The sequence below is a fragment of the Streptomyces sp. ADMS genome (genome assembly GCF_033441795.1).
Classification (GTDB): domain Bacteria; phylum Actinomycetota; class Actinomycetes; order Streptomycetales; family Streptomycetaceae; genus Streptomyces.
Window position 1 is genome coordinate 1 of sequence record NZ_JAVFVX010000066.1, and the last position, 24,057, is coordinate 24,057.

Annotated in this window: 24 protein-coding genes; 13 read left to right on the plus strand and 11 right to left on the minus strand. The window is 71.1% G+C overall.

Annotation, left to right across the window (positions count from 1 at the left end; all coding sequences use genetic code 11):
- Window positions 1-138: 138 nt before the first annotated feature.
- Window positions 139-1,662, minus strand: coding sequence for an IucA/IucC family protein (locus RB628_RS25835; protein WP_318322902.1), 1,524 nt, complete (start codon window positions 1,660-1,662; stop codon window positions 139-141).
- Between the two features lie 152 nt (window positions 1,663-1,814).
- Between RB628_RS25835 and RB628_RS25840 the strand changes: the two genes are divergently transcribed.
- From RB628_RS25840 to RB628_RS25850, 3 genes are read left to right on the plus strand one after another with little or no spacing between them, the layout of a single operon-like run.
- The gene (locus RB628_RS25840) at window positions 1,815-3,320 is read left to right on the plus strand and encodes an IucA/IucC family protein (RefSeq protein ID WP_318322939.1); all 1,506 of its coding nucleotides are present in this window, start codon (window positions 1,815-1,817) and stop codon (window positions 3,318-3,320) included.
- Between the two features lie 47 nt (window positions 3,321-3,367).
- Window positions 3,368-4,636 carry a VWA domain-containing protein gene (locus RB628_RS25845; protein ID WP_318322903.1) on the plus strand — a complete coding sequence of 423 codons (1,269 nt, stop codon included), beginning with the start codon at window positions 3,368-3,370 and terminating at the stop codon, window positions 4,634-4,636.
- Window positions 4,636-5,463 carry a hypothetical protein gene (locus tag RB628_RS25850; RefSeq protein WP_318322904.1) on the plus strand — a complete coding sequence of 276 codons (828 nt, stop codon included), beginning with the start codon at window positions 4,636-4,638 and terminating at the stop codon, window positions 5,461-5,463. The genes RB628_RS25845 and RB628_RS25850 overlap by 1 nt, the downstream gene beginning before the upstream one ends.
- Window positions 5,464-5,526: 63 nt before the next feature.
- On the opposite strand, the gene RB628_RS25855 is transcribed toward RB628_RS25850, so the two are convergent.
- Window positions 5,527-6,162 carry a helix-turn-helix domain-containing protein gene (locus tag RB628_RS25855; RefSeq protein WP_318322905.1) on the minus strand — a complete coding sequence of 212 codons (636 nt, stop codon included), beginning with the start codon at window positions 6,160-6,162 and terminating at the stop codon, window positions 5,527-5,529.
- A gap of 86 nt (window positions 6,163-6,248) precedes the next feature.
- Between RB628_RS25855 and RB628_RS25860 the strand changes: the two genes are divergently transcribed.
- The 5 genes from RB628_RS25860 (at window position 6,249) to RB628_RS25880 (ending at window position 10,235) form a co-directional block, all read left to right on the plus strand.
- On the plus strand, window positions 6,249-7,457 hold the full coding sequence (locus RB628_RS25860; protein ID WP_318322906.1) for a pyridoxal phosphate-dependent aminotransferase: 1,209 nt from the start codon (window positions 6,249-6,251) through the stop codon (window positions 7,455-7,457).
- A 47-nt stretch (window positions 7,458-7,504) separates the two neighbouring features.
- Window positions 7,505-8,050, plus strand: a complete 546-nt coding sequence (locus RB628_RS25865) for a hypothetical protein (RefSeq protein ID WP_318322907.1) — start codon at window positions 7,505-7,507, stop codon at window positions 8,048-8,050.
- 80 nt (window positions 8,051-8,130) lie between these two features.
- Window positions 8,131-8,793, plus strand: coding sequence for a hypothetical protein (locus RB628_RS25870; RefSeq protein WP_318322908.1), 663 nt, complete (start codon window positions 8,131-8,133; stop codon window positions 8,791-8,793).
- A gap of 94 nt (window positions 8,794-8,887) precedes the next feature.
- Complete coding sequence (locus tag RB628_RS25875) at window positions 8,888-9,310, plus strand: acyl-CoA thioesterase (protein ID WP_318322909.1); 423 nt, start codon at window positions 8,888-8,890, stop codon at window positions 9,308-9,310.
- Between the two features lie 109 nt (window positions 9,311-9,419).
- Window positions 9,420-10,235, plus strand: a complete 816-nt coding sequence (locus RB628_RS25880; protein WP_318322910.1) for a chitosanase — start codon at window positions 9,420-9,422, stop codon at window positions 10,233-10,235.
- Window positions 10,236-10,302: 67 nt separating this feature from the next.
- Here RB628_RS25880 and RB628_RS25885 read toward each other — a convergent pair whose 3' ends face one another.
- The 7 genes from RB628_RS25885 to RB628_RS25915 all read right to left on the minus strand — a co-directional run bounded on the left by RB628_RS25885 (window position 10,303) and on the right by RB628_RS25915 (window position 15,329).
- Window positions 10,303-11,676, minus strand: coding sequence for an 8-oxoguanine deaminase (locus RB628_RS25885; protein ID WP_318322911.1), 1,374 nt, complete (start codon window positions 11,674-11,676; stop codon window positions 10,303-10,305).
- A 13-nt stretch (window positions 11,677-11,689) separates the two neighbouring features.
- The gene (gene pucL, locus RB628_RS25890; RefSeq protein WP_318322912.1) at window positions 11,690-12,610 is read right to left on the minus strand and encodes a factor-independent urate hydroxylase; all 921 of its coding nucleotides are present in this window, start codon (window positions 12,608-12,610) and stop codon (window positions 11,690-11,692) included.
- A gap of 7 nt (window positions 12,611-12,617) precedes the next feature.
- A complete protein-coding gene (uraH, locus tag RB628_RS25895) occupies window positions 12,618-13,025 on the minus strand; it encodes a hydroxyisourate hydrolase (RefSeq protein WP_318322913.1) in 408 nt (135 codons plus the stop codon).
- Window positions 13,022-13,543: a 2-oxo-4-hydroxy-4-carboxy-5-ureidoimidazoline decarboxylase gene (gene uraD, locus RB628_RS25900; protein WP_318322914.1), complete on the minus strand. Its 522-nt coding sequence runs from the start codon at window positions 13,541-13,543 to the stop codon at window positions 13,022-13,024. Before uraD ends, uraH begins: the two co-directional genes overlap by 4 nt.
- Before the next feature lie 124 nt (window positions 13,544-13,667).
- Window positions 13,668-13,979 (minus strand): helix-turn-helix domain-containing protein, encoded by a 312-nt coding sequence (locus RB628_RS25905; protein WP_412180722.1) that lies wholly within the window; start codon window positions 13,977-13,979, stop codon window positions 13,668-13,670.
- A gap of 59 nt (window positions 13,980-14,038) precedes the next feature.
- Entirely contained in the window at window positions 14,039-14,293 is a 255-nt protein-coding gene (locus tag RB628_RS25910; RefSeq protein WP_318322916.1) for a hypothetical protein, read from the minus strand.
- Between the two features lie 136 nt (window positions 14,294-14,429).
- Window positions 14,430-15,329: a hypothetical protein gene (locus tag RB628_RS25915; RefSeq protein ID WP_318322917.1), complete on the minus strand. Its 900-nt coding sequence runs from the start codon at window positions 15,327-15,329 to the stop codon at window positions 14,430-14,432.
- A 259-nt stretch (window positions 15,330-15,588) separates the two neighbouring features.
- On the opposite strand from RB628_RS25915, the gene RB628_RS25920 reads away from it, so the two are divergent.
- Together RB628_RS25920 and RB628_RS25925 are read left to right on the plus strand one after the other, a co-directional pair.
- Window positions 15,589-16,428, plus strand: coding sequence for a TIM barrel protein (locus tag RB628_RS25920; protein WP_318322918.1), 840 nt, complete (start codon window positions 15,589-15,591; stop codon window positions 16,426-16,428).
- 31 nt (window positions 16,429-16,459) lie between these two features.
- Complete coding sequence (locus tag RB628_RS25925; RefSeq protein ID WP_318322919.1) at window positions 16,460-17,359, plus strand: 2-hydroxy-3-oxopropionate reductase; 900 nt, start codon at window positions 16,460-16,462, stop codon at window positions 17,357-17,359.
- 251 nt (window positions 17,360-17,610) lie between these two features.
- Here RB628_RS25925 and gcl read toward each other — a convergent pair whose 3' ends face one another.
- Window positions 17,611-19,395, minus strand: a complete 1,785-nt coding sequence (gene gcl, locus RB628_RS25930) for a glyoxylate carboligase (protein WP_318322920.1) — start codon at window positions 19,393-19,395, stop codon at window positions 17,611-17,613.
- Window positions 19,396-19,610: 215 nt separating this feature from the next.
- Between gcl and RB628_RS25935 the strand changes: the two genes are divergently transcribed.
- Window positions 19,611-20,366 (plus strand): hypothetical protein, encoded by a 756-nt coding sequence (locus RB628_RS25935; RefSeq protein WP_318322921.1) that lies wholly within the window; start codon window positions 19,611-19,613, stop codon window positions 20,364-20,366.
- Between the two features lie 49 nt (window positions 20,367-20,415).
- Window positions 20,416-21,048 carry a GNAT family N-acetyltransferase gene (locus RB628_RS25940; RefSeq protein ID WP_318322922.1) on the plus strand — a complete coding sequence of 211 codons (633 nt, stop codon included), beginning with the start codon at window positions 20,416-20,418 and terminating at the stop codon, window positions 21,046-21,048.
- A gap of 191 nt (window positions 21,049-21,239) precedes the next feature.
- Here RB628_RS25940 and RB628_RS25945 read toward each other — a convergent pair whose 3' ends face one another.
- Window positions 21,240-22,910: an AMP-binding protein gene (locus RB628_RS25945; RefSeq protein ID WP_318322923.1), complete on the minus strand. Its 1,671-nt coding sequence runs from the start codon at window positions 22,908-22,910 to the stop codon at window positions 21,240-21,242.
- A gap of 146 nt (window positions 22,911-23,056) precedes the next feature.
- Between RB628_RS25945 and RB628_RS25950 the strand changes: the two genes are divergently transcribed.
- Entirely contained in the window at window positions 23,057-23,893 is an 837-nt protein-coding gene (locus RB628_RS25950; protein WP_318322924.1) for a helix-turn-helix transcriptional regulator, read from the plus strand.
- Window positions 23,894-24,057: the final 164 nt, after the last annotated feature.

Genomic DNA, 24,057 nt, shown 5'->3' on the forward strand with positions numbered 1-24,057 from the left:
AACTGCAACGCGGCGGCCGCAAGGTCGCCATGGTCGGCGACGGCGTCAACGACGCCCCAGTGGGTCACGTATCGAACAGCGGTCACTTCGCGCGGCACACGGGCCACTGCAAACGAGCCGGTCGCCGGCCCCGGCGAACTATTCGCGCAGCGGACTGCGCAGCGGATTCGGCAGGGGCAGGTACCGGGCGTCCGCCCCGTCCGCGCCCGTCCAGCGCAGCAGCAGGTTCGTCTTGCCGGGGAGGGTGGGCGCGGTGAGCAGGGCGGCGGCCTCGGGGAGTCCGAGGCGGCGGCTCTGGCGTTCGAACTCGGTGCGTACGGCGGGCCACGGGTCGTGGTCCGGGTGATGCTCGCGCAGGGCTTCGGCGACCTCGACGAGGTGGTTGACGACCAGGCAGTACACCAGCCGTTCCCACCCGGCCGCCCGGCTCACCTCCGGCAGCAGTTTCACGCCCTCCGCGTCCCGGAACAGCGCCTGTACGGGCATTCCGGCGGCGTCGACGGCGATCAGGCAGTTCTGCAGGTGCGCCTCGATGACGACGCCGTGCCGTGCGAACAGTTCGAGGGCCGGGGGTACGACCGCCCGCAGGTACGCCGTCCACCAGGCGCCGGGGTCGCGGAGGCCGGCCGGCGGAGTGCCGTCGAGGCCCTCCACCAGGGCGGCGGCGAGCAGGGGGGTGGCACCGGGGACGACGTGGTCGTGGAGGCCGTCCCGGACGATTACCGCCAACTCCTCGAAGGCGAAGTCGGCGGTGCGGTAGCCACGGTCGCTCAGCCAGACGCCCGGGGTTCGGGCGGCGGCGGCCACCGCGGAGTCCGTGCGGCGCAGTTTCAGCAGGTCGTGGCGCCAGAGCCGGCGTACGTCGTTCGTGATCCGCACGTCGAGGCTGAACTTGACGAAGAGATCGCGCTCGGGCGCGTACAGCGTGCGGACGGCAGCCGTGGGCCAGGTGTCGAACGTGGTCGTGCCCAGCCGGATCAGCCGGCCGTCCGCGAAGGCGTCCGTGAGGGTCGGGCCGACGAGGTCGAGCTGCCAGGGGTGGGCGGGCAGCGGCCGGTAACCGGGCGGGGCCGTGCCGAAGGCGTCCAGGGCGGACACGTCGCCTTCTTCGGCCAACGCGTCCTCGCGCACGCCGAGCAGCACCAGCGGGAACGCGGCGTACGCCTCGGGCGCGTACGGCAGCCAGCGCGCGACCGGGCCGCCGCCGCGCGCCTTGGGCGCCGGGTGGTAGGGGTGCCCGGTGAGGAGGGACTGCTCGGAGCGCCGGTAGGGGTCGTCGGGCGGGGTGACACCGTCGCGGGCGGTGAGGATCGCGGCGACCGCGTCCCGGCTGTCGGCCATCTCGGCGGGCAGTTCCGGGTTGGACAGGCCGGTGTGTGCCTGGAGTTCCTCGGCCACGAGCTTGACGAGTTCGGCGTGACCGACCGGGTCCCACGTGCCGCCGCCCGTGTTGACCTCGGGCGCCGTGGGCCGCCGTGTGCCGCGCACGCGCAACAGGCGCTCCCCGCTCGGCAGCCGGTACACACGCGGCTCACCCCGGCCCGGGAGCGGTTGTGCCACCTCGCGGAGCAGGCAGTTGAGCAGGGGCGCGGTCGCGCAGGCGTCGGCACGCGCTCCGACGCCTGCGTGCGCGGACACGGCCGGGGGCGTGGTGGGGGGCATCGTGGGGTCCACGCGTTCCCTCGTTTCTTACGGTGCTTCTCTGCGGTGCGGTTTCCCGCGGTGCGCCGGTGATCAGTATGTCTGTCGTCGGCCCACCCGCTCACCTGCACATACCCGCGCCCAAACCCGCACTCGTACCCGAGGAGCCCGCCGTGCACCGTCCCTCCAGCGCAGAGGCCGAGGTCGCCGACGATGTGGCCGCCGTACGCCCCGGCCTCGCGTCGCGGTACGCGGCCGAACTGCCCGGCGCGCGGGCCGCCGTGCTGACCCGGTTGTGGCGGGCTCTCGTCCATGAGCCGCTGCCGTGGATCGAGCGGCGCGAGGGCGGCGAGAATCTCCTGCTGGCTGACGGCCGCCGACTGGAGGGCCCGTACGCCGATCCGTACGCCGTCGACGGCCGTGTCACCGCCGTACGGCTCGGAACGGTGTCGTACGACGATCCGGCGCGGCTGATGACGGACCTGGCCGTCCCGCACGGCCCCGCATTCGCGGCCGAACTCAACCGCAGCGTCGCTTCGTTGGCCCTGTCACGAGCCAACCAGGAGGGTTCCGTACGGGTTCCGGCGGCAAGCTGGGAGTGGGAGCAGCGGGTCGTCGACGGTCATCCCTTCCATCCCAACTGCCGTTCCCGGCCCGGTTTCTCGGTGGCCGAGCAACTGGCGTACGGGCCCGAGCACCGGCCGGTCGTTGAGCTCGCGCTGGTGGCGGCGGACGACTGTGCCGTGCGGGGCGAGTGGCCCAAGTGGCTGTGGGACGGGGGGCGTCCGCTGATTCCGGTGCACCCCTGGCAGGCGGCGCATGTGCTGCGACTCCCCGCCGGGGAGGGGCTGTCGGCGCATCCCCTGATGTCCCTGCGCAGCCTCGCCCTCCCGGACGGCGGCCCGCACCTCAAGACGGCGTTGAGTGCCCGCCTCACCTCCTCGGTACGGGACATCTCGCCGTACTCGATCGAGACGGCGGCGACGGTGTCGGCGTTCATGGAGTCGATGGCCGCGCGTCTCGACGGGCCGCTGCACATCACCCGTACGCTCGGCGCGGTCACCGTCGGCTCACCCGATCTGGCAGCGGTGCTGAGGGAGCCACCGGACCTGTACGCGGACTCGGGGGCGGGTGAGCACGTCGTTCCCGTCGGGGCCCTCGCCGCCACGGGGCTTCCCCTGTCGCCCTCCTGGCTGGCCGAGTTCACACGGCTCGCCCTCACCCTCGGTCTGCGTCTGCTCGATCTGGGCGTCGCCCTGGAGGCACACGGTCAGAACCTGCTCGTCGTGCTGTCGGCGGCCGGAGACCCGCTGCGGCTGGTCTACCGCGACCTCGCCGACATCCGCGTCAGCCCCGCCCGGCTGGCACGGCACGGCATCCCGGTACCGAACCTGACCGGACGGATCGTCACCGACGACGAAACGACCCTGCGCCGCAAGCTGTTCGGTTCGCTGGTGGCGGGGTCGCTGGGATCGACCGCCGGTTCGGAGGGGGCGCTGCGGGAGGCGCTGGAGACGGCCGTGCGAGGGCTGCCACGCACGTCCGATCTGCTCGCCCTGCTCGAACAGCCCCTGCCCACCAAGGCGTTGACCCTGATGCGCCTGTCGCCGAGGACACCCGGGGACCTGTGGACCCAACTGCCCAACCCCCTGGGAGAGGTGAAGCGGGGAGGCGGTTGACGGGACCCGCTTTGAAGCGAGGCCCCCAGGGTCAATAGGATCCGCCGATGATCACAAGACAACGGCTGGCGGCGGGCGCCTGCGCCCTGCTCGCCGCCCTGGCGGCCGGGATCGCGGTCCCGGCCGGAGCCGTCGCCGACGAAACCACCGCACTCGCGCCCAAGGTCAACCTCGTCCTCGACGTCAGCGGTTCGATGCGGGCGCGGGACATAGACGGCCAGTCGCGGATGGCCGCGGCGAAGCAGGCGTTCAACGAGGTGCTGGACGCGACACCCGAGGAGGTCCAGCTCGGCATCCGCACGCTGGGCGCCAACTACCCGGGCGACGACCGGAAGGAGGGCTGCAAGGACACCGCACAGCTCTACCCGGTGGGTCCGCTCGACCGCACCGAGGCCAAGACGGCGGTCGCGACGCTCACGCCCACCGGCTGGACGCCGATCGGCCCCGCGCTGCTGAAGGCCGCCGACGACCTCGACGGCGGCGAGGGCTCCAAGCGCATCGTGCTCATCAGCGACGGCGAGGACACCTGCGCGCCGCTCGACCCGTGCGAGGTGGCCCGGGAGATCGCGGCCAAGGGCATCGGGCTCACCATCGACACCCTGGGTCTGGTCCCGAACACCAAGATGCGGCAGCAGCTGAGCTGTATCGCGGAGGCGACCGGCGGGACGTACACGTCCATCGAGCACACCGACGAACTCGCCGACAAGGTCAACCAGTTGGTCGTCCGCGCCGCCGACCCGGTGGTGACGCCGGTGGCCGTCGAGGGCGCGGCCGGGTGCACGAACGCCCCGGTGGTGAAGTCCGGTCTGTACACGGACCGAGAGGAGTTCGGGCAGCAGCGCTGGTACCGCGTCGAGGTCCGGCCGGGGCAGGAACTGCGCGCCTCGGTGAGCGTGTCGGCCGACCGGGCCGTCAACCCCGACCACGGGGTGCTGCTGCGGGCGGTGACCGTGCACGGCCGCGAGATCGTCCGCGGCGAGGGCAACAACACCGGCCGTACCGACGCCATCTCGACAGGCCTGCGCTACCCCAAGGCGGAGGCTGACGACGAGGAGGACGAGTCGGTGGCCGAGACGGTGTGTCTCCAGGTCACCAACTCCTTCTCGGCGGCCGGTGGTGTGCAGTCCACGCCCGGTCTGCCGCTCGAACTGACCGTCGACGTCGTCGGCGGTCCGAGCCAGGCGAGCGATGTGGCCTCCTTCGGCCTCGGCCGTGGCTGGTGGCTGCTGGGCGCGCTCGTCCTGTTCGGCTTCCTCACGGGTGTCCTGTGGGGCTGGATCTCTCGTTGGCGGGTCGCGGTCTGGAGGAGCAACTGATGCGAGTTCCCACGAAGCAACTGAGGCGCGGCGCCCGTGTGCTGGGCTCGGCCATGCTGATGCTCGGGCCGGCCGCGGCCCCGGCCGTCGCCGACGCCTCGCCGACGGCGAGCCCCTCGGACGGCAGATCGGCCCCCACCTCGGCGGGCACCTCGTTCCGTACGGCGACGGAGATCGACCAGGGGCAGCAGGCCACCGCGAGCGGCTCGGCGGGCGACTACCTGTACTGGTCGTTCCCCGCGGACGCCGGCCAGCGCGCCACCGTCAAGGCGACGGTGAAGCTGCCGGACACGCACGCGTCCGAGACCTGGCAGCTCGACGTGTACGACGGTCTGCGGCGCCGCCAGGCCTGTCAGTACGGCGCCCAGACCCGCACCGCCGCCGCGGGCACCGCCTCCGTGGAGCTGACGTGCACCCTGCGCACGGTCCGCGCCTGGTCGGAGCAGTGGGCCAACGACCCGCTGCCGGGCACGTACTACGTCCGGCTGACGGCCGTGAACCTGCCGACCTCCGACCTCGGTCTCCCGGTCGACGCCGAACTACGGGTCGACTCCAGGGACATCGGCGGTTCGGCGGCGGTGGACGGCTCGCTTGCCGAGCCGCTGGTTCCCGGGATCGCGGTCAGGTCCGAGGACACGGAGGACAGTTCGACGGCGTCCGCCGTGCTGTCGAGCATCGAGCCCGACGACGGCTGGTCCTCCGGCTGGTGGTCCGACCGCTGGGTCTGGACGGCGCTCGGCGGCGCGCTGGCCGCCCTGGCGGGCGTCGGCGGCTACGCCCTGACGCGCGGCGCGGGACGGCCGAGGCAGGTTTCGCCGGGAGCCTGACCAACCTCTGACGGACCGTCAACATGCCTGCCGCGCACGGTCGCGCGGCGGGCATGTCCCGTATCAGGCCTCCCGCAGCGCCTTGGCGAGCGTCCCCTCGCCGGTCACCTCGATACGTCCGCCCCGGATCGCCTCCAGCACGCTCACATCCCCCCGGCCGACCGCCGCACACGTGCCGGTGTCCATCGACAAGCGGACGTCGGACTCCCCGGGGGCGGGTCCGGCCCCGTACACCGGCACGTCCTCGGCGCCGACGTACAGATGGAACTCGCCCTCCTCCAGCCGGACTTCGACGAGCCCCCCGCCACTCACTCCACCCAGCCCGCGCAGCAGCGGCAGCGCGAACCAGTGCGCCCGTACGGCGTCCGTGGCCCGCCGCTCGCTCAGCTCGGGTGCGCCCCACTCCCCCAGCGCCTGGAGCACCGGCAGCAACTGCCGCCCCCGGCCGGTGAGTTCGTACACGTACGCGGCTCCTGGCGGCGGCAGCCGACGCCGGGTCGCGAGGCCGTCGCGCTCCATGTCCTTCAGCCGGGAGGCCAGTACGTCCGTGCTGACGCCCGGGAGATCCGTGTGCAGGTCGGTGTAGCGGCGCGGACCGGCCAGCAGCTCCCGGACGATCAGGAGAGTCCAGCGGTCGCCGATGACGTCGAGGGCGCGAGCGGTGGAACAGTACTGGTCGTAGCTTCGGCGAGGTGACATGCGACGCAGTCTAGACATGTTGTTGGACTTTCCAAGCTGGAACTTGGTAAAACCAAGCAACACACAAACCGGAGGGGCGTAAGCGCATGGAGTTCCGGCAGTCGAGCAAGCTCAGCGAGGTCTGTTACGAGATCCGCGGACCGGTGATCGAGCACGCCAACGCGCTGGAGGAGGCGGGTCACAGCGTCCTGCGCCTCAACACCGGCAACCCCGCGCTGTTCGGCTTCGAGGCGCCGGCGGAGATCCTCCAGGACATGATCCGCATGCTGCCGCAGGCCCACGGTTACACGGACTCGCGGGGCATCCTCTCCGCCCGCCGGGCGGTCGCCCAGCGCTACCAGGAGCGTGGCCTGGAGGTCGACGTCGACGACGTCTTCCTCGGCAACGGCGTCTCGGAACTGGTGTCGATGGCGGTCCAGGCGCTGGTCGAGGACGGTGACGAAGTCCTCATCCCCGCCCCGGACTTCCCCCTCTGGACGGCGGTCACGACCCTCGCGGGCGGCAAGGCGGTCCACTATCTCTGCGACGAACAGGCCGACTGGTACCCGGACCTGGACGACATGGCGGCGAAGATCACCGACCGCACCAGGGCCGTGGTGATCATCAACCCGAACAACCCCACCGGCGCGGTCTACCCCAGGGAGATCATCGAGGGCATCCTCGACCTGGCCCGCCGCCACGGCCTTATGGTCTTCGCCGACGAGATCTACGACCAGATCCTGTACGACGACGAGGTGCACCACTCGGCCGCCGCGCTCGCCCCCGACCTGGTCGTCCTCACCTTCTGCGGCCTGTCGAAGACGTACCGGGTGGCCGGCTTCCGCTCGGGCTGGCTCGTGGTGACCGGCCCGAAGCAGCACGCGCGCAGTTACCTCGAAGGCCTGACGATGCTGGCCTCGATGCGCCTGTGCCCCAACGCCCCCGCGCAGTACGCCATCCAGGCGGCACTGGGCGGCCGCCAGTCCATCGACGAACTCACCGCCCCCGGCGGCAGGTTGCGCGAACAGCGAGACCGCGCCTGGGAACGCCTCAACGAGATCCCGGGCGTCTCCTGCGTGAAGCCGAAGGGCGCCCTGTACGCGTTCCCGCGCCTCGACCCGGCCGTGCACAGGATCCACGACGACGAGAGGTTCGTCCTGGACCTGCTCCTCCAGGAGAAGATCCAGGTCGTGCAGGGTACGGGCTTCAACTGGCCCTCCCCCGACCACTTCCGCATCCTCACCCTCCCGCACGCGGACGACCTGGACGTCGCCATCAGCAGGATCGGGCGGTTTCTGAGCGGTTATCGGCAGTAGTGGCTGCCGGGTGGTCGGCCGCTGTCCGTCATGGGTAGTCCCTCCCCATGACGGATCGGCCACTGCTCCTCCTCGACGTCGACGGCCCCCTCAACCCGTTCCGCGCCCGGCTTCTGCGCCCGCGGGGTTACGTGACCCGCCGGGTGCATCCCGCGCAGTGGTCGGCCCGCCAGAAACCGGGTTCCCGGCGGCTCCGCCGCGGCCTGCGGATACGGCTGCACCCGGGACACGGCGCCCGGCTGCTCGCCCTGCCGTACGACCTGGCGTGGGCCACGACCTGGATGCACGGGGCGAACAAGATGATCGGCCCGGTGATCGGGCTGCCGGCCGACCTGCCGGTCATCGAGTTCACCAACCTGTTCACCGAGGACCCCGACGGCCTGTACTGGAAGACGCGACGCGTCGTGGAGTGGGCCGAAGGGCGCCCCTTCGCCTGGGTCGACGACATGATCACCGACCTCGATGTCCGCCATGTGGCACAGCACCACACCGGGCCGGCCCTGCTGCTGCGCATCGACCCGCGCAGGGGACTCCGGGAGCGCGAGTTCGCGGAGCTGGAGCGCTGGGCTCGCGTTGTCAGACCCGGGTCGTAGTCTTCGAACGGGTCGAACCGGTCGCATACGCCGTGCCGGTCGGTTCGCTCGCATGACCGACGCCCGGGGAGGAGTACGCCATGACACGACCGCCGACCGCCGCCCAGCGACGTGTCATCGACGCCGCCGACCCCGTCACCGGACGCCTGCGGGGCACCGAGTTCCAGCTCGCCGCCCTGGTGAAGCGAGGGCTCGCCTTCCGCCATCCGCGACCACCGCACGATCACTTCCTGACGCCGGCGGGCCATCGCCTACGGGAGGAGGCGCGGCGCGCGGAGACACCGACCGCCGCCCGGGACACCTCCGCGTCCACGGCTTCCGGCGCCACCGGGGTGTTCGCCGCGCGGGTGGGCGGCGAGGAGGCGATACCGGCCGCCGGGCCCGCCCGGACACGCGAGGTGCACAGCGCCTGGCAGGGGCTGCTGGAGCTGCGCCGGATGACCAATACGCACGGGGCCGTGGACCGTCCGTGCGGCTGGGAGCGTACGCATCTGGTGCAGGCCGCCGCGTTGGCACTGGAGGCGGCCGGACACCGCCCGGCGGACGGGGGCTGGAGCGGCGGTGGCGGTGGCTATCGGGTGCGGGCGACTCCGCAGCCGGAGGCCGTTGCCGTGCGCGAGCCCGACAGTGAGGCGCTGCGGGCCTGTGCGGCCACGCTGGAGAAGGCGGGCTGGCAGGTCGGCGAGCACACCGAGCCGCGTACGGGCGCGCGCTATCTGCTGGCGTCACCCCGGCGGACGTAACTGGTCCATTGTCGAGGGCAGTTGACGGCCTTGAGCAACCGCTCAGTACGCTTGCACCTTCGTGGTGATGGCGTGCAGTCGTGAAGGGGAAGTCGTGGCCGATCCGTTTTCCGTCCCGGTGACCGTGCGCGGGTACGAGACCGATGTGCAGGGGCACCTCAACCAGAGCGTGTACCTCAACTACGCGGAGCACGCACGCTGGTCGTTGCTCCGGGCGGCCGGCATCAGCCAGGCCGGGCTGCTGGCCAGAGGCGTGGGTCCGGTGGCCCTGGAGACGAACATCAAGTACCGGCGGGAGTTGCTCGCGGGCGACGAGGTCGAGGTGACGTGCGACTTCGTCTGGGGTGAGGGCAGGACGTTCCGGATCGAGCAGACGATCCGCAAGGCCGACGGCACGGTCGCCGCCGAGATCACGGCGGCCGGCGGGCTGATGGACCTCACGGCGCGCAGGCTGGTCGCGGACCCCAAGGAGCAGTTCCGCGCCCTGGCGTCGCAGCCGCACCTGTTCGGCCTCTGAACGGGAACGGGACTCACAGCGACCTCCTACCGTCACCCCACGGCATTCCCAACCTGGCGCGCGACCCTCATCCTCTTTCCGTCGCGCCCCTCTTGGAGATCCCGTGCCGATGCCGCACAGAGCCGCCGCCCGTCGTACGTTGCTGGCGGCGCTCGGCGCCACCGCGATCCTGACCACCCAGCGGATCGCGTCCGGCGCGACCACCGACACGACCGGGAGCGGGCTCGACGCCCCGGACAAGAAGGACATCGCGATGCGGCTGGTGTGCAGCGCGGAGAACTCGTCCCTGGACTGGCGGGCGCAGTACAAGTACATCCAGGACATCGGCGACGGACGCGGCTACACCGCGGGGATCATCGGCTTCTGCTCCGGTACGAGCGACCTGCTGGCCCTCGTCGAGCTGTACACCGAGCGGGTCCCGGACAACGTCCTGGCCGCCTATCTGCCCGCTCTGCGCGCGGTGGACGGCACGGACTCGCACGAGGGCCTCGACCCGGGTTTCCCCGCCGCCTGGCGCAGGGCCGCCAGGACGTCAGCCTTCCGTGAGGCCCAGAACGACGAGCGCGACCGGGCCTACTTCGCCCCGGCCGTCGCCCGCGCCGGGAAGGACGGCGTCGGTACGCTGGGCCAGTTCGCCTACTACGACGCCATGGTCATGCACGGCCCCGGCACGGACAGCCTCTGCTTCGGCGGCATCCGCAGGAGGGCCCGCGCGAACGCGGCCACGCCGGCCGACGGCGGCGACGAGACGACGTATCTGCACGCCTTCCTCGACGCCCGGGTGTGGGCGATGCGGCAGGAGGCGGCCCACGAGGACACCAGCCGGGTGGACACCGCCCAGCGGGTCTTCCTGGACCAGGGGAACCTGAACCTGGATCTACCGCTCGACTGGAAGGTGTACGGCGACAGTTACTACATCGGCTGACCGGTGGTGACGGCAGGACTCCGGCCGAGGGCCGTCCCCTCGGCCGGAGGTTTTCGGGCCCCCTGTGTCAGGCTCGCGCCGCGATGGCAGCCAGCCGCCGGGCTTCCGCACGCGTCGAGCGGGCGATCTCGTCCTCGTCGACGTGCAGCAACCGCCCGTTCCCGACGATCTGTTCGCCGTTCACGAAGGACGCGGTGACCGGGGCCGCCGCGCCGAAGACGAGGGCGGCGACCGGGTCGGCGATCGACGCGTGGGCCAGGGTGTCCAGGTTCCAGAGGACCAGGTCGGCGAGCTTGCCGGGCTCCAGTGACCCCGTCTCCCTTGCCCGGCCCAGGACCTGGGCGCCGCCGTACGTCCCGAGGCGCAGCGCCTGTCGGGCGTTCAGGGCGGCCTCCCGGTGCGCCCCGAGGCGGTTGATGAGGAGGGCGTTGCGCAGTTCGGTGTGGAGTTCGCCGGACTCGTTGGACGCGGTGCCGTCGACGCCGAGGCCGACCGGGACACCGGCCGCCAGCATGTCGGGGACGCGCGCGATACCCGCCGCCAGCCGGGCGTTGGAGGACGGACAGTGAGCCACACCCGTCTTCGTGCGGGCGAAGGCGGCGATGTCCGAGTCGTTCATGTGGACGCAGTGCGCCATCCACACGTCCTCGCCGAGCCAGCCCGTCGACTCGAAGTAGTCGGTCGGGCCCATACCGAACAGCTCCTTGCAGAACTGCTCCTCCTCGACCGTCTCGGAGCCGTGCGTGTGCAGCCGGACGCCCTTGCGTCGCGCCAACTCGGCGCCCTCGCGCAGCAGTTCGGTGGAGACGGAGAACGGTGAGCAGGGAGCGACCGCGACCTGGGTCATGGCGTCGAAGGAGGGGTCGTGGTGCTCGTCGACCGTGGCCTCGGTGGCGGAGAGCGCACCTTCCAGGGTCTCGACGGCGAAGTCCGGGGGCAGGCCGCCGTCCTTCTCGCTGCGGTCCATCGAGCCGCGGGCGAGGGTGAAGCGGACGCCCATCTCGCGGGCCACCCCGATGATCGCGCCGGACAGGTCGCCGGAGTCCTTCGGGAAGACGTAGTGGTGGTCCATGGCGGTCGTGACACCGCCGCGGGCCATCATGGCCAGCGAGCCCTGCGCTGCCGCGCGGACCATCGGCTCGTCGATGCGCGCCCACGTCGGGTACAGCGCCACCAGCCAGTTGAAGAGGTTGTGGTCGGTGGCCAGGCCCCGGGTGATCCACTGGTAGTAGTGGTGGTGCGTGTTGACCAGGCCGGGGGTGACGAGGTGACCGCTCGCGTCGACGCGCCGGACCACGTCCGCCAGGCCCTCGGGCACCCTGCCCGCGCCGACCGACTCGATGCGGTTGCCGGCGATCACCACATGGCCGGACGCGTACTCGGTGTCGGTGGCGTCCACGGTCGCGATCGCGCAGTTCTCGATGACGATGCGCTGAACCATCGTTCGAACGTCCTTAGAGGTTGGTGAGGTCGGCGGGAATACGCGCCTCGGCGCCGTCGCGCAGGATCGTGCCCTCGATCAGGCCGTACGGCCGGTCGGCGGCGAAGTAGACCTCATTGTCGTTCTGCAACCCGAACGGCTTCAGGTCGACCAGGAAATGGTGCTTGTTGGGAAGGGCGAAACGCACCTCGTCGATCTCCTCGCGCTGTTCGATGATCCGCGCGCCCATCTGGAACAGGGTCTGCTGGAGCGAGAGCGAGTACGTCTCCGCGAAGGCCGAGAGCAGGTGCTTCCGGGTCTGCTCGTACGATTCCTCCCAGTCCGGCATCTCCCGTTCCTCGTCGGACCAGTTGAAGCGCCAGCGCGCCGACACCCGGGTCGCCAGGATGCGGTCGTACGCCTCGGGGAGCGTCGTGTACTTGTCCTTGACGTAGCCCCAGAACTCGGAGTCGGTCGTGTTCATCACGACCAGGTCCTTGAGCCCGGAGACCACCTCCCACGACGAACCGTCGTACGTGATCTGGGTCAGCCGGGTCTCCTGACCCTGCCGGGCGAAGGAGTGCTCGCCCTCGCCCGCCGCCTCGATCCGCGCCCAGGAGTACTCCTCGATCCTGATGCGCGCCCTCAGAATCGGCTCCTGGCTGGTCACGAAGTGCCGGGCCAGGTGAATGCCGAACTGCTCGGCGGAGTCGATGCCGTGTTCCTTGGCGAAGGCGTACACGGTGTTCTTGGTGGTGTCCGTCGGAAGGACGTTCGCGTTCGAGCCGGAGAGGTGGACCTCGTCCATGTCTCCGGAGAGCGACACCGAGACGTTGAGGTCCTTGATGTGGTGGGTGGCGCCGTCGCGGGTGACGCGCACGACGCGGTTCTCGGCCTTGCCGTACTGGTTCTGCCCGAGAAGGACGGGGCGGGCCTGACTGGCTGAGTCGGTCATGGTGCTGCTAGCTCCCTCGGTATACGGAGTAGCCGAACGGGTTGAGCAGCAGCGGTACGTGGTAGTGCTCGCCCGGTACGACGGCGAACGTGATCGCCACCTCCGGGAAGAACGCTCCCGGCGCACCGCTGTCCCGGTTCGCGGGGGCGTCCTGCTGCGCATCGGCCTGTTTCTTCTCCAGGTACGGCTCGACCTCGAAGTCGAGCCGCACATGGGTCGTGCCCTCCGGCGGCGCCGGCAGGTCCTTGCACCGCCCGTCCGCGTCGGTCGCGCTGCCGCCGAGCGCCCGCCATTCCGCGTCATGGCCGCTGCGCGCGGCGAGCCGGACGGCGACGCCCGCGGCGGGGCGGCCGACGCTGGTGTCAAGGATGTGCGTGGACACGGAGGCGGCAAAGGCGGTGGAGTCGGTACTCATCGCTGTGTCTGCTCTTCCTGTACGAGGTTGCCGAGCCGGATGCGGTTGATCTTCCCCAGCTCGGCGCGGACGATCTCCCGCTCCCGCTCCGGTGTGTTCCCGATCCGTTCCCGCACCGCGTCGCGCATCTGCTCGCCGGTCCTGCCGGTCGCGCAGATCAGGAAGACATGGCCGAACCGCTCCTGGTAGGAGAGGTTCAGTTCGAGCATCTCCGCCCGCAGTTCCTCGGAGGCGCCGGCCATACCGCGCTGTTCGCGGGCGGAGGTGGGGTCCCCGGCCTTCGGCCGGCCGATCGGCGGGTGCCCGGCCATCGCCTCGGCGAGGTCGTCGGCGGTCAGCCCGGCCATCGCTGTGTCGCTCGCCGCGTACAGTTCCTCGACGGATGCGTACGGGCGCTTCGCGAGCAGATGCCGCCCCCAGGCCGCCGAGGCGCAGGCCTCGTGGAGGGCGGCGCGGGCCGCGGACTCCTCCAGGGCGTTGAACCGGGCGAGGCCGCCAGGGATCGTACGGGACGTCACGGCAAGCCTCCGTGGCCTTGTGCGTGCTGGACGGGCTGCGCACAGCTAACGCCCTCCGGCGACAGGGCGTCAACACTTTGTTGAAAATTCCGCGTGAACGAGCCCGCCATCCCGGGTCCGCCGGTCAGGCCTGTTTCTCGCGGTTCAGGTAGTTGTAGACCGTGAACCGGCTGACCCCGAGGGCGCTCGCCACGGTCTCGACCCCGTGCCGCACGGAGAAGGCGCCGCGCGCCTCGAGTATCCGTACGATCTCCTGCTTGGCCTTGCGGTCCAGTTCGGCCAGCGGCTTGCCGTGCTTGCGTTCCAGGGCGGCCAGGATGTGATCGAGCGAGTCGGCGAGCTGCGGCAGGCGTACGGCCACCACGTCGGCGCCCTCCCAGGAGAGCACGACGTCGTCAGGGCCGGCCTGGCCGGGGGCGACCATCTCGCCGCCCATGGCGTCGACCAGCGGCTTCACGGCTGCGACGAAGGCCGCACCGGCGGACCCGGCGCCGGTCACCGGTCGCCCTCCCCGTCGATCACGTTGACCTGGAGCGAGATCCGGGTCGCGCCGGCCTCCAGGGTCTTGCGCAGCAACGCGTCGAGGGCGGTGAGCACGGCATCGGCGCGCCCCTCGGCGGTGTTGCCGAACGGGCCGACGTCCACCGCGTCCAGCTCGGCCGCCTCGATGACCTCGCGGGCGACCAGCGCGTGCGCGGGAGCCTCGTCGAGGTCGAAGGGTTCGGTCGTGAACTCCACTCTCAGTCGCACTGTGCCCCCATGGCATCGGCTCCGACGATCCGCGTCTCCCCCGGCTCTCCGCCGAGGGGCACGTCCACGGCACATGCGCCCGTCAGGGCGTGTCCCAGTCGCTCGGACACGACCCTAACGGACTCGGCGAACCGACCTACAGCCGCAGGGAGTTCACCTTGAGGACAGGCTCGGGGGCGGCGGCACGCGCACCGGTGACGCGCCGACGGCGGGCGAGGGACACGGCCAGTACCGTCAGCGCGGCGAGCGTCGCGGCACAGGCCGCCAGGGCGGGCAGCGGTGAAACGGCTCCGCCCGCCTGCCGTACGTAGGCGAGTGTCGCCGAGTCGGCGCGCGTGCCCAGCAGATGGACGGCGGCCGGCGCACCCGACGCGACCACGGCCACTGCGGCCACGACCCGCGCCCGGCTGAACCACAGCGCCGCACCTGCATAAAGGCACAGCGCGGAGATGCCGAGCGCGGCGGCCGGTCCGTACCTCGGCGCGTCGACCCAGTCGAGCGGGAAGTGGGCCGCGCCGCAGAGCAGGACGAGCACGGCGACAGCACGGCGGAGCCACAGGACGGCACCGCTCCCGGCACCACCTGCTGCCACCGACCCCTCGCGCCGTGGTGCGGCGGGCGCGATCGCGGGGTCCTGGTCCCGCACCTCGCCGAAACCGCCGATCAACTGCACGAGGTCCTCGACGGGCCTGCTGGTCGCGGCCGCGTGCACCGCCTGCGCCTCGGCGTGTGCCGCGTGCGGGGCCCGGTGCAGGAGCGCGACCAGACGGCCGACCTCGGCCACCGGCCGCTGCTCGGCGGCTGTCCGGATCGCCTCGCCCATCCGGTCGACGCCGTGCTCAGGCGGGCCCAGCAGTTCCACGAGGCGCGAGACGTCCTCCACGGAACGCGCCACCGCCGCCACCCGCAGGACCGACGCGGCGGTCGGCAGGCCGTCGGGCGACTGCTCCAGAAGGGTGACCAGCTCGACGACATCGTCCAGGGGCCTGGCGACGACCACGGTACGCACCAGCTCGTCCGCACGTATTCGGGTCACGGGACGATGTTGGCCTGTTCCGGGACTTTCCGGCCAGGCAGGGAATGGCTCGACGGCCATGTTCGCCTCTCAACTCCAGGGCACTGACACACGGGAAACGTGCGCCCCCGCTCATATGAGCGTTAAACCTTTCTAACCGCCCCACTCCCACCCCGCCACTCGGGACAGCCCCCTTGACAAGCTTCGGCACTCGACGGCAGCCTTCCATCAGGTAGAATTTTATTTCCATAATACGGAACGAAAGGAGGCGCCCGCGGTCATGGGACTCACAGAGCACCGCTTCGACGTCAACCTGTCGATCCTCTTCACGGAACTCCCGCTCCTGGAGCGCCCGGCAGCGGCCCGGGCAGCCGGCTTCAGCGCGGTCGAGCTGTGGTGGCCCTGGCTCGACTCCCCCGCTCCGGCACGGTCCGAGCTGGACTCCCTGCGGGCCGCGATCGAGGACGCGGGCGTCCGGCTCACCGGCCTGAACTTCTACGCCGGACAGCTGCCGGGCCCGGACCGGGGCGCCCTGTCGGTACCCGGGGAGGAGTCCGAGCGGTTCCGCGCCAACATCGAGGTGGCCGCGGGGCTGGCCGAGTCCCTCGGCTGTGGCGCGCTCAACGCGCTGTACGGCAACCGGATCGAGGGCGTGGACCCGGCGGAGCAGGACGCGCTGGCGCTGGAGAACCTGGTGCTCGCGGCCAGGGCCGCGAGCCGCATCGGCGCGATCCTCCTCGTAGAGGCGCTCAACAAGCCGGAGTCACCCCGGTATCCGCTGGTGAGCGCCCCGGCAGCCGTGGAGGTCGTCGACAGGGTGAACGAGGCGACCGGCCTCGGCAACGCCCGCTTCCTGATGGATCTCTACCACCTGTCCATGAACGGCGAGGACCTCCCGTCGGTGATCGACCGTTTCGCCGCGAGGACGGGCCACGTCCAGATCGCCGACAACCCCGGCCGCGGCGCCCCGGGCACGGGCACGCTTCCCCTGGAGGGCCTCCTCGACCAGCTGAAGAAGGCGGGTTACGAGGGCTGGACCGGCCTGGAGTACAAGCCGGGCGACCGGCCGAGCACCGAGGCCTTCGAGTGGCTGCCGCGCGAAGCGCGCCGAACCCCCTGACATTCCCGGAGCAGCAGGAGGCGCCCCCCTCATGAGCAGTCTCAGCAGTCTCCCCAAGGTCGCCTGGATAGGCCTCGGCATCATGGGCTCACCCATGTCCGAGAACCTGATCAAGGCGGGTTACGACGTCACCGGCTTCACCCTGGAACAGGACAAGCTCGACCGCCTGGCCGCCGCCGGAGGCACCGCGGCCGGCTCGATCGCCGAGGCGGTGCGCGACGCCGATGTCGTGATAACGATGGTGCCCGCGTCACCGCAGGTCGAGACGATCGCTTACGGGCCCGAGGGCATCCTGGCGAACGTGCGGCCCGGCGCCCTGATCGTCGACATGTCGTCGATCACCCCGCAGACATCGGTGGACCTGGCGAAGGCTGCGGCGGAGAAGGGTGTCCGGGTGCTGGACGCGCCCGTCTCGGGCGGCGAGGCGGGCGCGGTCGAAGCCGTGCTTTCGATCATGGCCGGTGGCGAACAGGCCGACTTCGACACGGCGAAACCGATCTTCGAGGCGCTCGGCAGGACCATCGTGCTGTGCGGTCCGCACGGCTCCGGCCAGACGGTGAAGGCCGCCAACCAGCTGATCGTCGCCGTGAACATCCAGGCGTGCGCCGAGGCGGTGGTCTTCCTGGAGAAGTCGGGCGTGGACCTGAGGGCTGCGCTGGAGGTGCTCGGCGGCGGGCTGGCCGGCTCGACCGTACTGGCGCGCAAGAAAAACAACTTCCTGAACCGCGACTTCGCGCCGGGTTTCCGCATCGACCTCCATCACAAGGACATGGGCATCGTGACGGACGCGGCCCGCAGGGTCGGCGCCGCGCTGCCGGTCGGCGCGGTGGTCGCCCAGCTCGTCGCGTCCCTGCGGACACAGGGAGACGGGGGCCTGGACCACTCGGCCCTGCTGCGGGCCGTGGAACGCCTGTCGGGCGCCGAGATCTGACGCCCGCCTTCCCCGTCCTCTGATCTTCCGGGCGGCGCCGCCGCTGACAACTGTCCTGTCGCGCCCAGGCGTTGGCGTCGCCCGGAACCCTCAGATCCAGCTCTGGACACGCCCCGGGGGCTTCAACTGCCCACCGGGATCGAGCACATTGTGAGTCAGCACCGGAAAGCAACGGGAACAACGCACGGGGGAACAACGGGGGAAGCAAGAGGGGGTGCCCACGGGCACCCCCTTCTCGTGTGTCCCCGTCGTCAGACCTTCAGTGTCCTGATCGACGTCGGCGCGTGGCCCGGCTCGGTCGCGATGTCCTCGAACTCCACCACGTTTCCTATGTCATTGGTGGTCGACATGGAGATGTTCGTGACACGCTCCAGGATCACTTCGACGACCACCGGGACCCGATGCCCGGCCGCGAGTTTCCTGGCCTGCTCGAAGGCGGTGGCCAGTTCGGCCGGGTCCGTCACCCGGATCGCCTTGCAGCCGAGGCCCTCGGCGACCTTGACGTGGTCGACGCCGTAGGCGCCCAGTTCGGGCGAGTTGAGGTTCTCGAACTCCAGGTTGACCTGGAAGTCGATGTCGAACGCCCGCTGTGCCTGACGGATCAGGCCCAGATAGGAGTTGTTCACCAGGACGTGGACGTACGGGATGCGGTGCTGGGCGCCGACCGCCAGCTCCTCGATCATGAACTGGAAGTCGTAGTCCCCGGAGAGCGCGACCACGGGCGCCTCCGGGTCGGCGACGGCGACGCCCAGCGCGGCCGGAATCGTCCAGCCGAGGGGGCCCGCCTGGCCGCAGTTGATCCAGTGGCGGGGCCGGTAGACGTGCAGCATCTGGGCGCCGGCGATCTGCGAGAGGCCGATCGTCGTCACGTACCGCGTCTCGGGGCCGAAGACCTTGTTCATCTCCTCGTACACGCGCTGCGGCTTGATCGGGATGTCGTCGAAGTGCGTACGGCGCTGGAGGCGCGCCCGCTTCTCCTGTGCGGCCGCCGCCCACACGGACCGGTCGGGCAGCCTGCCCGCGTCCCTCGACTCCCTTGCCAAGGTGACGAAGAGTTCCAGCGCCGCCTTCGCGTCGGAGGCGATGCCGTAGTCGGGGGCGAAGATGCGGCCGAGCTGGGTGGGCTCGATGTCGACGTGGACGAAGGTGCGGCCGGCCGTGTAGACGTCCAGCCTGCCGGTGTGGCGGTTGGCCCAGCGGTTGCCGATACCGAGGACGAAGTCGGACTCCAGGAAGGTGGCGTTGCCGTAGCGGTGCGAGGTCTGGAGGCCGACCATGCCGGCGTTCAGATCATGGTCGTCGGGCAGTGCGCCCCATCCCATGAGGGTGGGGACGACCGGGACGCCGGTCAACTCCGCGAACTCGACGAGGAGTTCGGACGCGTCGGCGTTGATGACGCCGCCGCCCGCGACGATCAGCGGCCGGTGCGAGGCGTTCAGCAGCGTGAGCGCCTTCTCGATCTGGGCGCGGGTCGCGGCCGGTTTGTGGACGGTCAGCGGTTCGTATGTCTCCGGGTCGAACTCGATCTCCGTCTGCTGGACGTCGACCGGCAGGTCGACCAGCACCGGCCCGGGACGACCCGACCGCATCAGGTGGAAGGCCTGCTGGAGGACGCCGGGGACCTGGGCCGCCTCCAGTACGGTGACGGCCATCTTCGTGACCGGCCGGGCGATGGAGGCGATGTCGACGGCCTGGAAGTCCTCCTTGTGGATGACGGCGGTGGGCGCCTGCCCGGTGATGCAGAGGATCGGGATCGAGTCGCCGGTCGCGGAGTAGAGCCCCGTGATCATGTCGGTGCCGGCCGGGCCCGAAGTGCCCACGCAGACACCGATGTTGCCGGGGTGGGTACGGGTGTAACCCTCGGCCATGTGCGAGGCGCCCTCCACATGGCGGGCGAGGGTGTGGCTGATCCCGCCGGAGGCCTTGAGCGCCGCGTAGAAGGGGTTGATCGCCGCGCCGGGGACACCGAACGCGTGCGTGACGCCCTCCCGCCTGAGGATCTCGACTGCCGCGCGGGCAGCGGTCATACGAGCCATAGAACAACTCCTCGGATTCGTACTCCCGTCGCGCCCCGCGGAGAGTGAGGACTTGCGTGACCATTCCGCATCACATTTCCGTATTGCGGAATTCACTTTCTACTATCTGGAAACAATGTAAGTGGGCTCGCGAAGGCCGTCAAGAGACGGACAAGCGGGGGTTCCGTGGAGCACGATGGGACCCTTGCCCCTGACGTCACGTAGTGGAGTGGGCCATGGCCGAGAGCGTGCCGGTGCGGTGCCCGGCCTGCCTGCGCGAGCATCTGTACGCGGCTCCGTCGTATCCGTGCGCGTGCGGTGCGCCGGTCAGCCCCTCGCTCGACCAGCGGGCGACCGCGACGGCCGTGACCCACCGCGTCTGGGACGAGCAGTGGGTCACCGTCCGCTGCACGGCCTGTGGCCGCCGGGACCAGTGGCCGCACCCCGAGCTGGGCTGCCCCTGCGGTACCGTCCTGCGCATCCCGGTGACGCGGTCCGCCCCGGACACTCAGCCGACAGCAGCGCAGGCCACGGACACACAGCCCCCGCCCGGCACCGCGAAACTCCCCGCCGCCCTCCGTACCCCCCGTCCCCGCTCCACCGCCCGCCCCCGGCGCGCCTTCCAGCCCGTCACCATCCGCACCGCGCGCGACGCCGTCACCGCCGCCGCCCTCTATCTGCGCTGGCTGGGCTACCAGGACATCCGCCGCGCGGACCAGCGGCCCCCGTCCGGCGTCGGGCTCGCCGCCCGCGGCGTCCTGGCACAGGTCGACCCGACGGTGAGCCCGGCGTCACCGCGGGACATCGAGTGCCTGTGGCTGACGGCCATGACGGAGTCCTCGGACTGTGTCTACTTCTCCCTCGCCGGGTACGAGGACGAGGCCCGCGTCCGCGCCGACACCCTCGGCATCCCCCTCTTCGTCCTCGACCTCACCGGCACCCCGCAGCCGGTCAACAGCCCGGCGGACGACCTCGACGCCACCGGAGTCTGAGGCCGGATATCCGGGTGCCCGGCCCACGCCCGCGTCGGATACTCGGCGCATGCGCATCCGCCGGGCCACCCCCGCCGAACTCCCCGCCCTCCGCGCCGTCGAACGCGCCGCCGGCTCCCTCTTCCGGGCCCTGAGCGGGTCCGGCGAAGCCCGCTTCGGATCGGCAGCACCCCAAAGGGGCGCGGGCAACTGCGCGACCAGCCTCGATGGCACCACAGCGGACCGACAGCGCCTCGCGGCACTTCCAGCGGAGCGCTTGGGCATGGCGGCGATCGCGGACGACGAGCCTCCCGCCCTCGACGTACTGGAGCGGTACCGGCGAGCGGGCCGCGCGTGGGTCGCCGCCTCCACCGACGACGACCGCCCCCTCGCCTATCTGATCGCCGAACCGGTGGACGGCGCTCTCCACATCGAACAGGTCTCCGTCCACCCCGACTTCGCGCACCGGCGCATCGGCGAGGCGCTCCTCGCCTACGCAGCCGACCGCGCCCGGGAGGAAGTGCTGACCCACCTGACCCTGACCACGTTCACCGAGGTCCCATGGAACGCGCCCTACTACGCCCGTCTGGGTTTCCGCGCCCTCGACGAGTCCGAACTCACCCCGGGGCTGCGGAAGATCCGCGCCGAGGAGGCCGAGCACGGCCTCGACCGCTGGCCCCGCGTCTGCATGCGCCGGCCCTGATCGGCGACCGCCGCCCTCATTCCTCCCCGGCGTACCTCTCCCGCAGCTCCACCTTGCGCACCTTCCCCCGACACCGTCATCGGGAAGGCATCCAGCACCTGGCAGGTCGGCGCCGACGGTGTCGCCGAGCAGGACCGTACCGCTCGTGCCGTGCGTGTGCGACGACTCCGCGGCCGCCAACTCGCGCTGGGTCACCGGAAATCCTCCTCGCGGTACTCGTCCGCCGAACCCGCCGCAGTCGCCTCGCGCAGCTCGATCCGGCGGATCTTGCCGGACACGGTCTTGGGCAGGTCGGCGAACTCCAGTCGGCGCAGGCGCTTGTAGGGGGCGAGGGTCTCCCGGCTGTGCTCGAACAAAACCTTCGCGGTGTCGGGGCCCGGCTCCCAGCCGGCCGCGAGCACGACGTACGCCTTCGGTACGGCGAGACGCAGCTCGTCCGGCGCGGGGACCACGGCGGCCTCCGCCACCGCCTCGTGCTCCAGCAGCGCGCTCTCCAGCTCGAAGGGGGAGATCTTGTAGTCGGAGGCCTTGAAGACGTCGTCGGCCCGGCCGACGTACGTGATGTAGCCGTCCTCGTCGCGCGAGCCGATGTCCCCGGTGCGGTAGAAGCCGCCGGCCATCGACTCGGCCGTGAGGTCGGCGTCGCCGTGGTAGCCGGTCATCACGCCGACCGGGCGGGTGGAGAGGTCGAGCGCGATCTCGCCCTCGGGCGCGCCCGGTTCACCCGAGACCGGGTCGAGGAGGACGACCTTGTAGCCGGGGCTCGGGCGGCCCATGGAGCCCGTCTTCAGCGGCTGGCCGGGGCTGTTGGAGACCTGGACGGCGGTCTCCGTCTGCCCGAAGCCGTCCCGGATCGTGACACCCCAGGAGCGGCGCACCTGTTCGATGACCTCCGGGTTGAGCGGCTCCCCGGCGGCCACGACCTCGCGCGGCGGGGTGCGCAGCCGCCTCAGGTCGGCCTGGACGAGCATGCGCCAGACGGTCGGCGGGGCGCAGAAGGAGGTGACGCCCGCGCGGTCCATCTCCGCCATCAGCCGGGTGGCGTCGAAGCGCGTGTAGTTGTGGATGAAGACGGTGGCCTCCGCGATCCAGGGCGCGAAGAGGTTGGACCAGGCGTGCTTGGCCCAGCCGGGCGAGGAGATGTTCAGATGCACGTCGCCGGGCTTGAGGCCGATCCAGTACATGGTCGCCAGATGTCCGATGGGGTACGACGCGTGGGTGTGCTCGACGAGTTTGGGGCGGGCGGTCGTGCCCGAGGTGAAGTAGAGCATCAGGGGGTCGTCGGAGTGGGTGGGACCTTCCGGCGTGAAGTCCGCCGGGGCCTCGTACGCGTCCTCGTACGGCTGCCAGCCCTCGGGGGCGCCGCCCACCGCGATCCGGGTGTAGCCGCCGGGCACCTCGTCGAACTTGCCGGTGTCCTCGGCGCGGACGAGGACGTGGGCGACCCGGCCGCGCCCGACCCGGTCACGCAGGTCTGAGGGGCCGAGCAGCGGGGTGGCGGGGATGACGACGGCGCCGACCTTCATCGCGGCGAGGGCCGTCTCCCACAGCTCGGTCTGGTTGCCGAGCATGACGAGAACGCGGTCCTCGGGGCGGACTCCGCGCCCGCGCAGCCAGTTGGCGACCCGGTCGGAGCGGGCGGACAGCTCGGCGAAGGACAGCCTGGCCTCGGAGCCGTCCTCCTCGACGATGTGCAGGGCGGTGCGGTCGTTCCCGTCCGCGATGACGTCGAACCAGTCGAGCGCCCAGTTGAAGCGCTCGGGACGCGGCCAGCTGAAACCCTCGTACGCGGTGGCGTAGTCCTCCCGGTGGGCCAGCAGGAAGTCCCGCGCCTCGCGGAAGGTCTCGGTCACCGTCGTCATCAGTCCTCCTCGGTCCCGGGCCGTTGCCGGGCGACACTCTGACATCGTGTAATCCGTGATGCAGGTCTCACTACCCCCGAACGGGGGTGAGTGCTACGTGCGACCGGCGGCCTCACCACGAACAGGCCGGACGAAGGGGCGATGACGTGGCAGCAGACACGGCCGAGGCGGCAGAGGTGCAACGGGCGCTGGCCCGGCTGCGGCGGGCCACCGGGCTGCCGGTCGCCTTCGGCGGCCTGGTGGAACCCGGGCGCCGGCACATGCGCATCAGCGAACTGAACGGCAATTCCACCCAGTCGCTGCGCTCGCTCGCGGTGATCTCCGGCAGCGGTCTGGGCGGCAAGGCGGTGGCCATGGCCCGCCCGTGCGTGGTGACGGACTACTCCGCCTCCCGGCAGATCAGCCATGAGTACGACATCCCGGTCGCCGCCGAGGGCCTGCGCTCCGTGGTGGCGGTCCCGGTCGTCGTACGGCGCCGGGTGCGCGGAGTCCTGTACGGCGCCCTGCGCACCGCCCAGCCCCTCGGTGACCGCACGATCGGCGCGGCGGTCGAGGCGGCCCGGGACGTGGAGCAGGCGCTCGTCGTACGGGACCGGGCGCGGGAGCTGCTGGCGGCGGCGCGTCCGGATCCCGCCGGTGCCGGGGCGCCGGACGCCGGGGCGTGGGAACAGGTGCGGGAGGCGCACGCGGCGTTGCGTGTGCTGGCCCCGCGTATCGCCGACCCGGTGCTGCGGGACGAACTGCTCTACGCGTGCGGTCTGCTGGCCGCCGGGCGGCCCGCGGTCCGGGTCGAGCTCGCGCCGCGTGAGCTGGACGTCCTGGCGTGTGTCGCCTCGGGGGCGTCCAACGCGGTCGCCGCGGAGCGGCTGGGGCTGCGTCCTGAGACGGTGAAGGGCTATCTGCGCTCGGCGATGCGCAAACTGGGTGCCCACTCGCGCGGGGAGGCGGTCGTGGCGGCCCGGCGGGCGGGGCTGCTGCCCTGAGGAACCGTCGTCACGCTCCGCACACGCATACCGAGCATTCATTCACAGGTGACTTGAATTTCCCCATGCTGCTACCGTCCTGTTATTTGGCTCACCACGTCGTCCGTCCGAATTTCAAAGATCTGTTGCCTAATATTGGGGCCCACACGACACAGGAGGGGAGC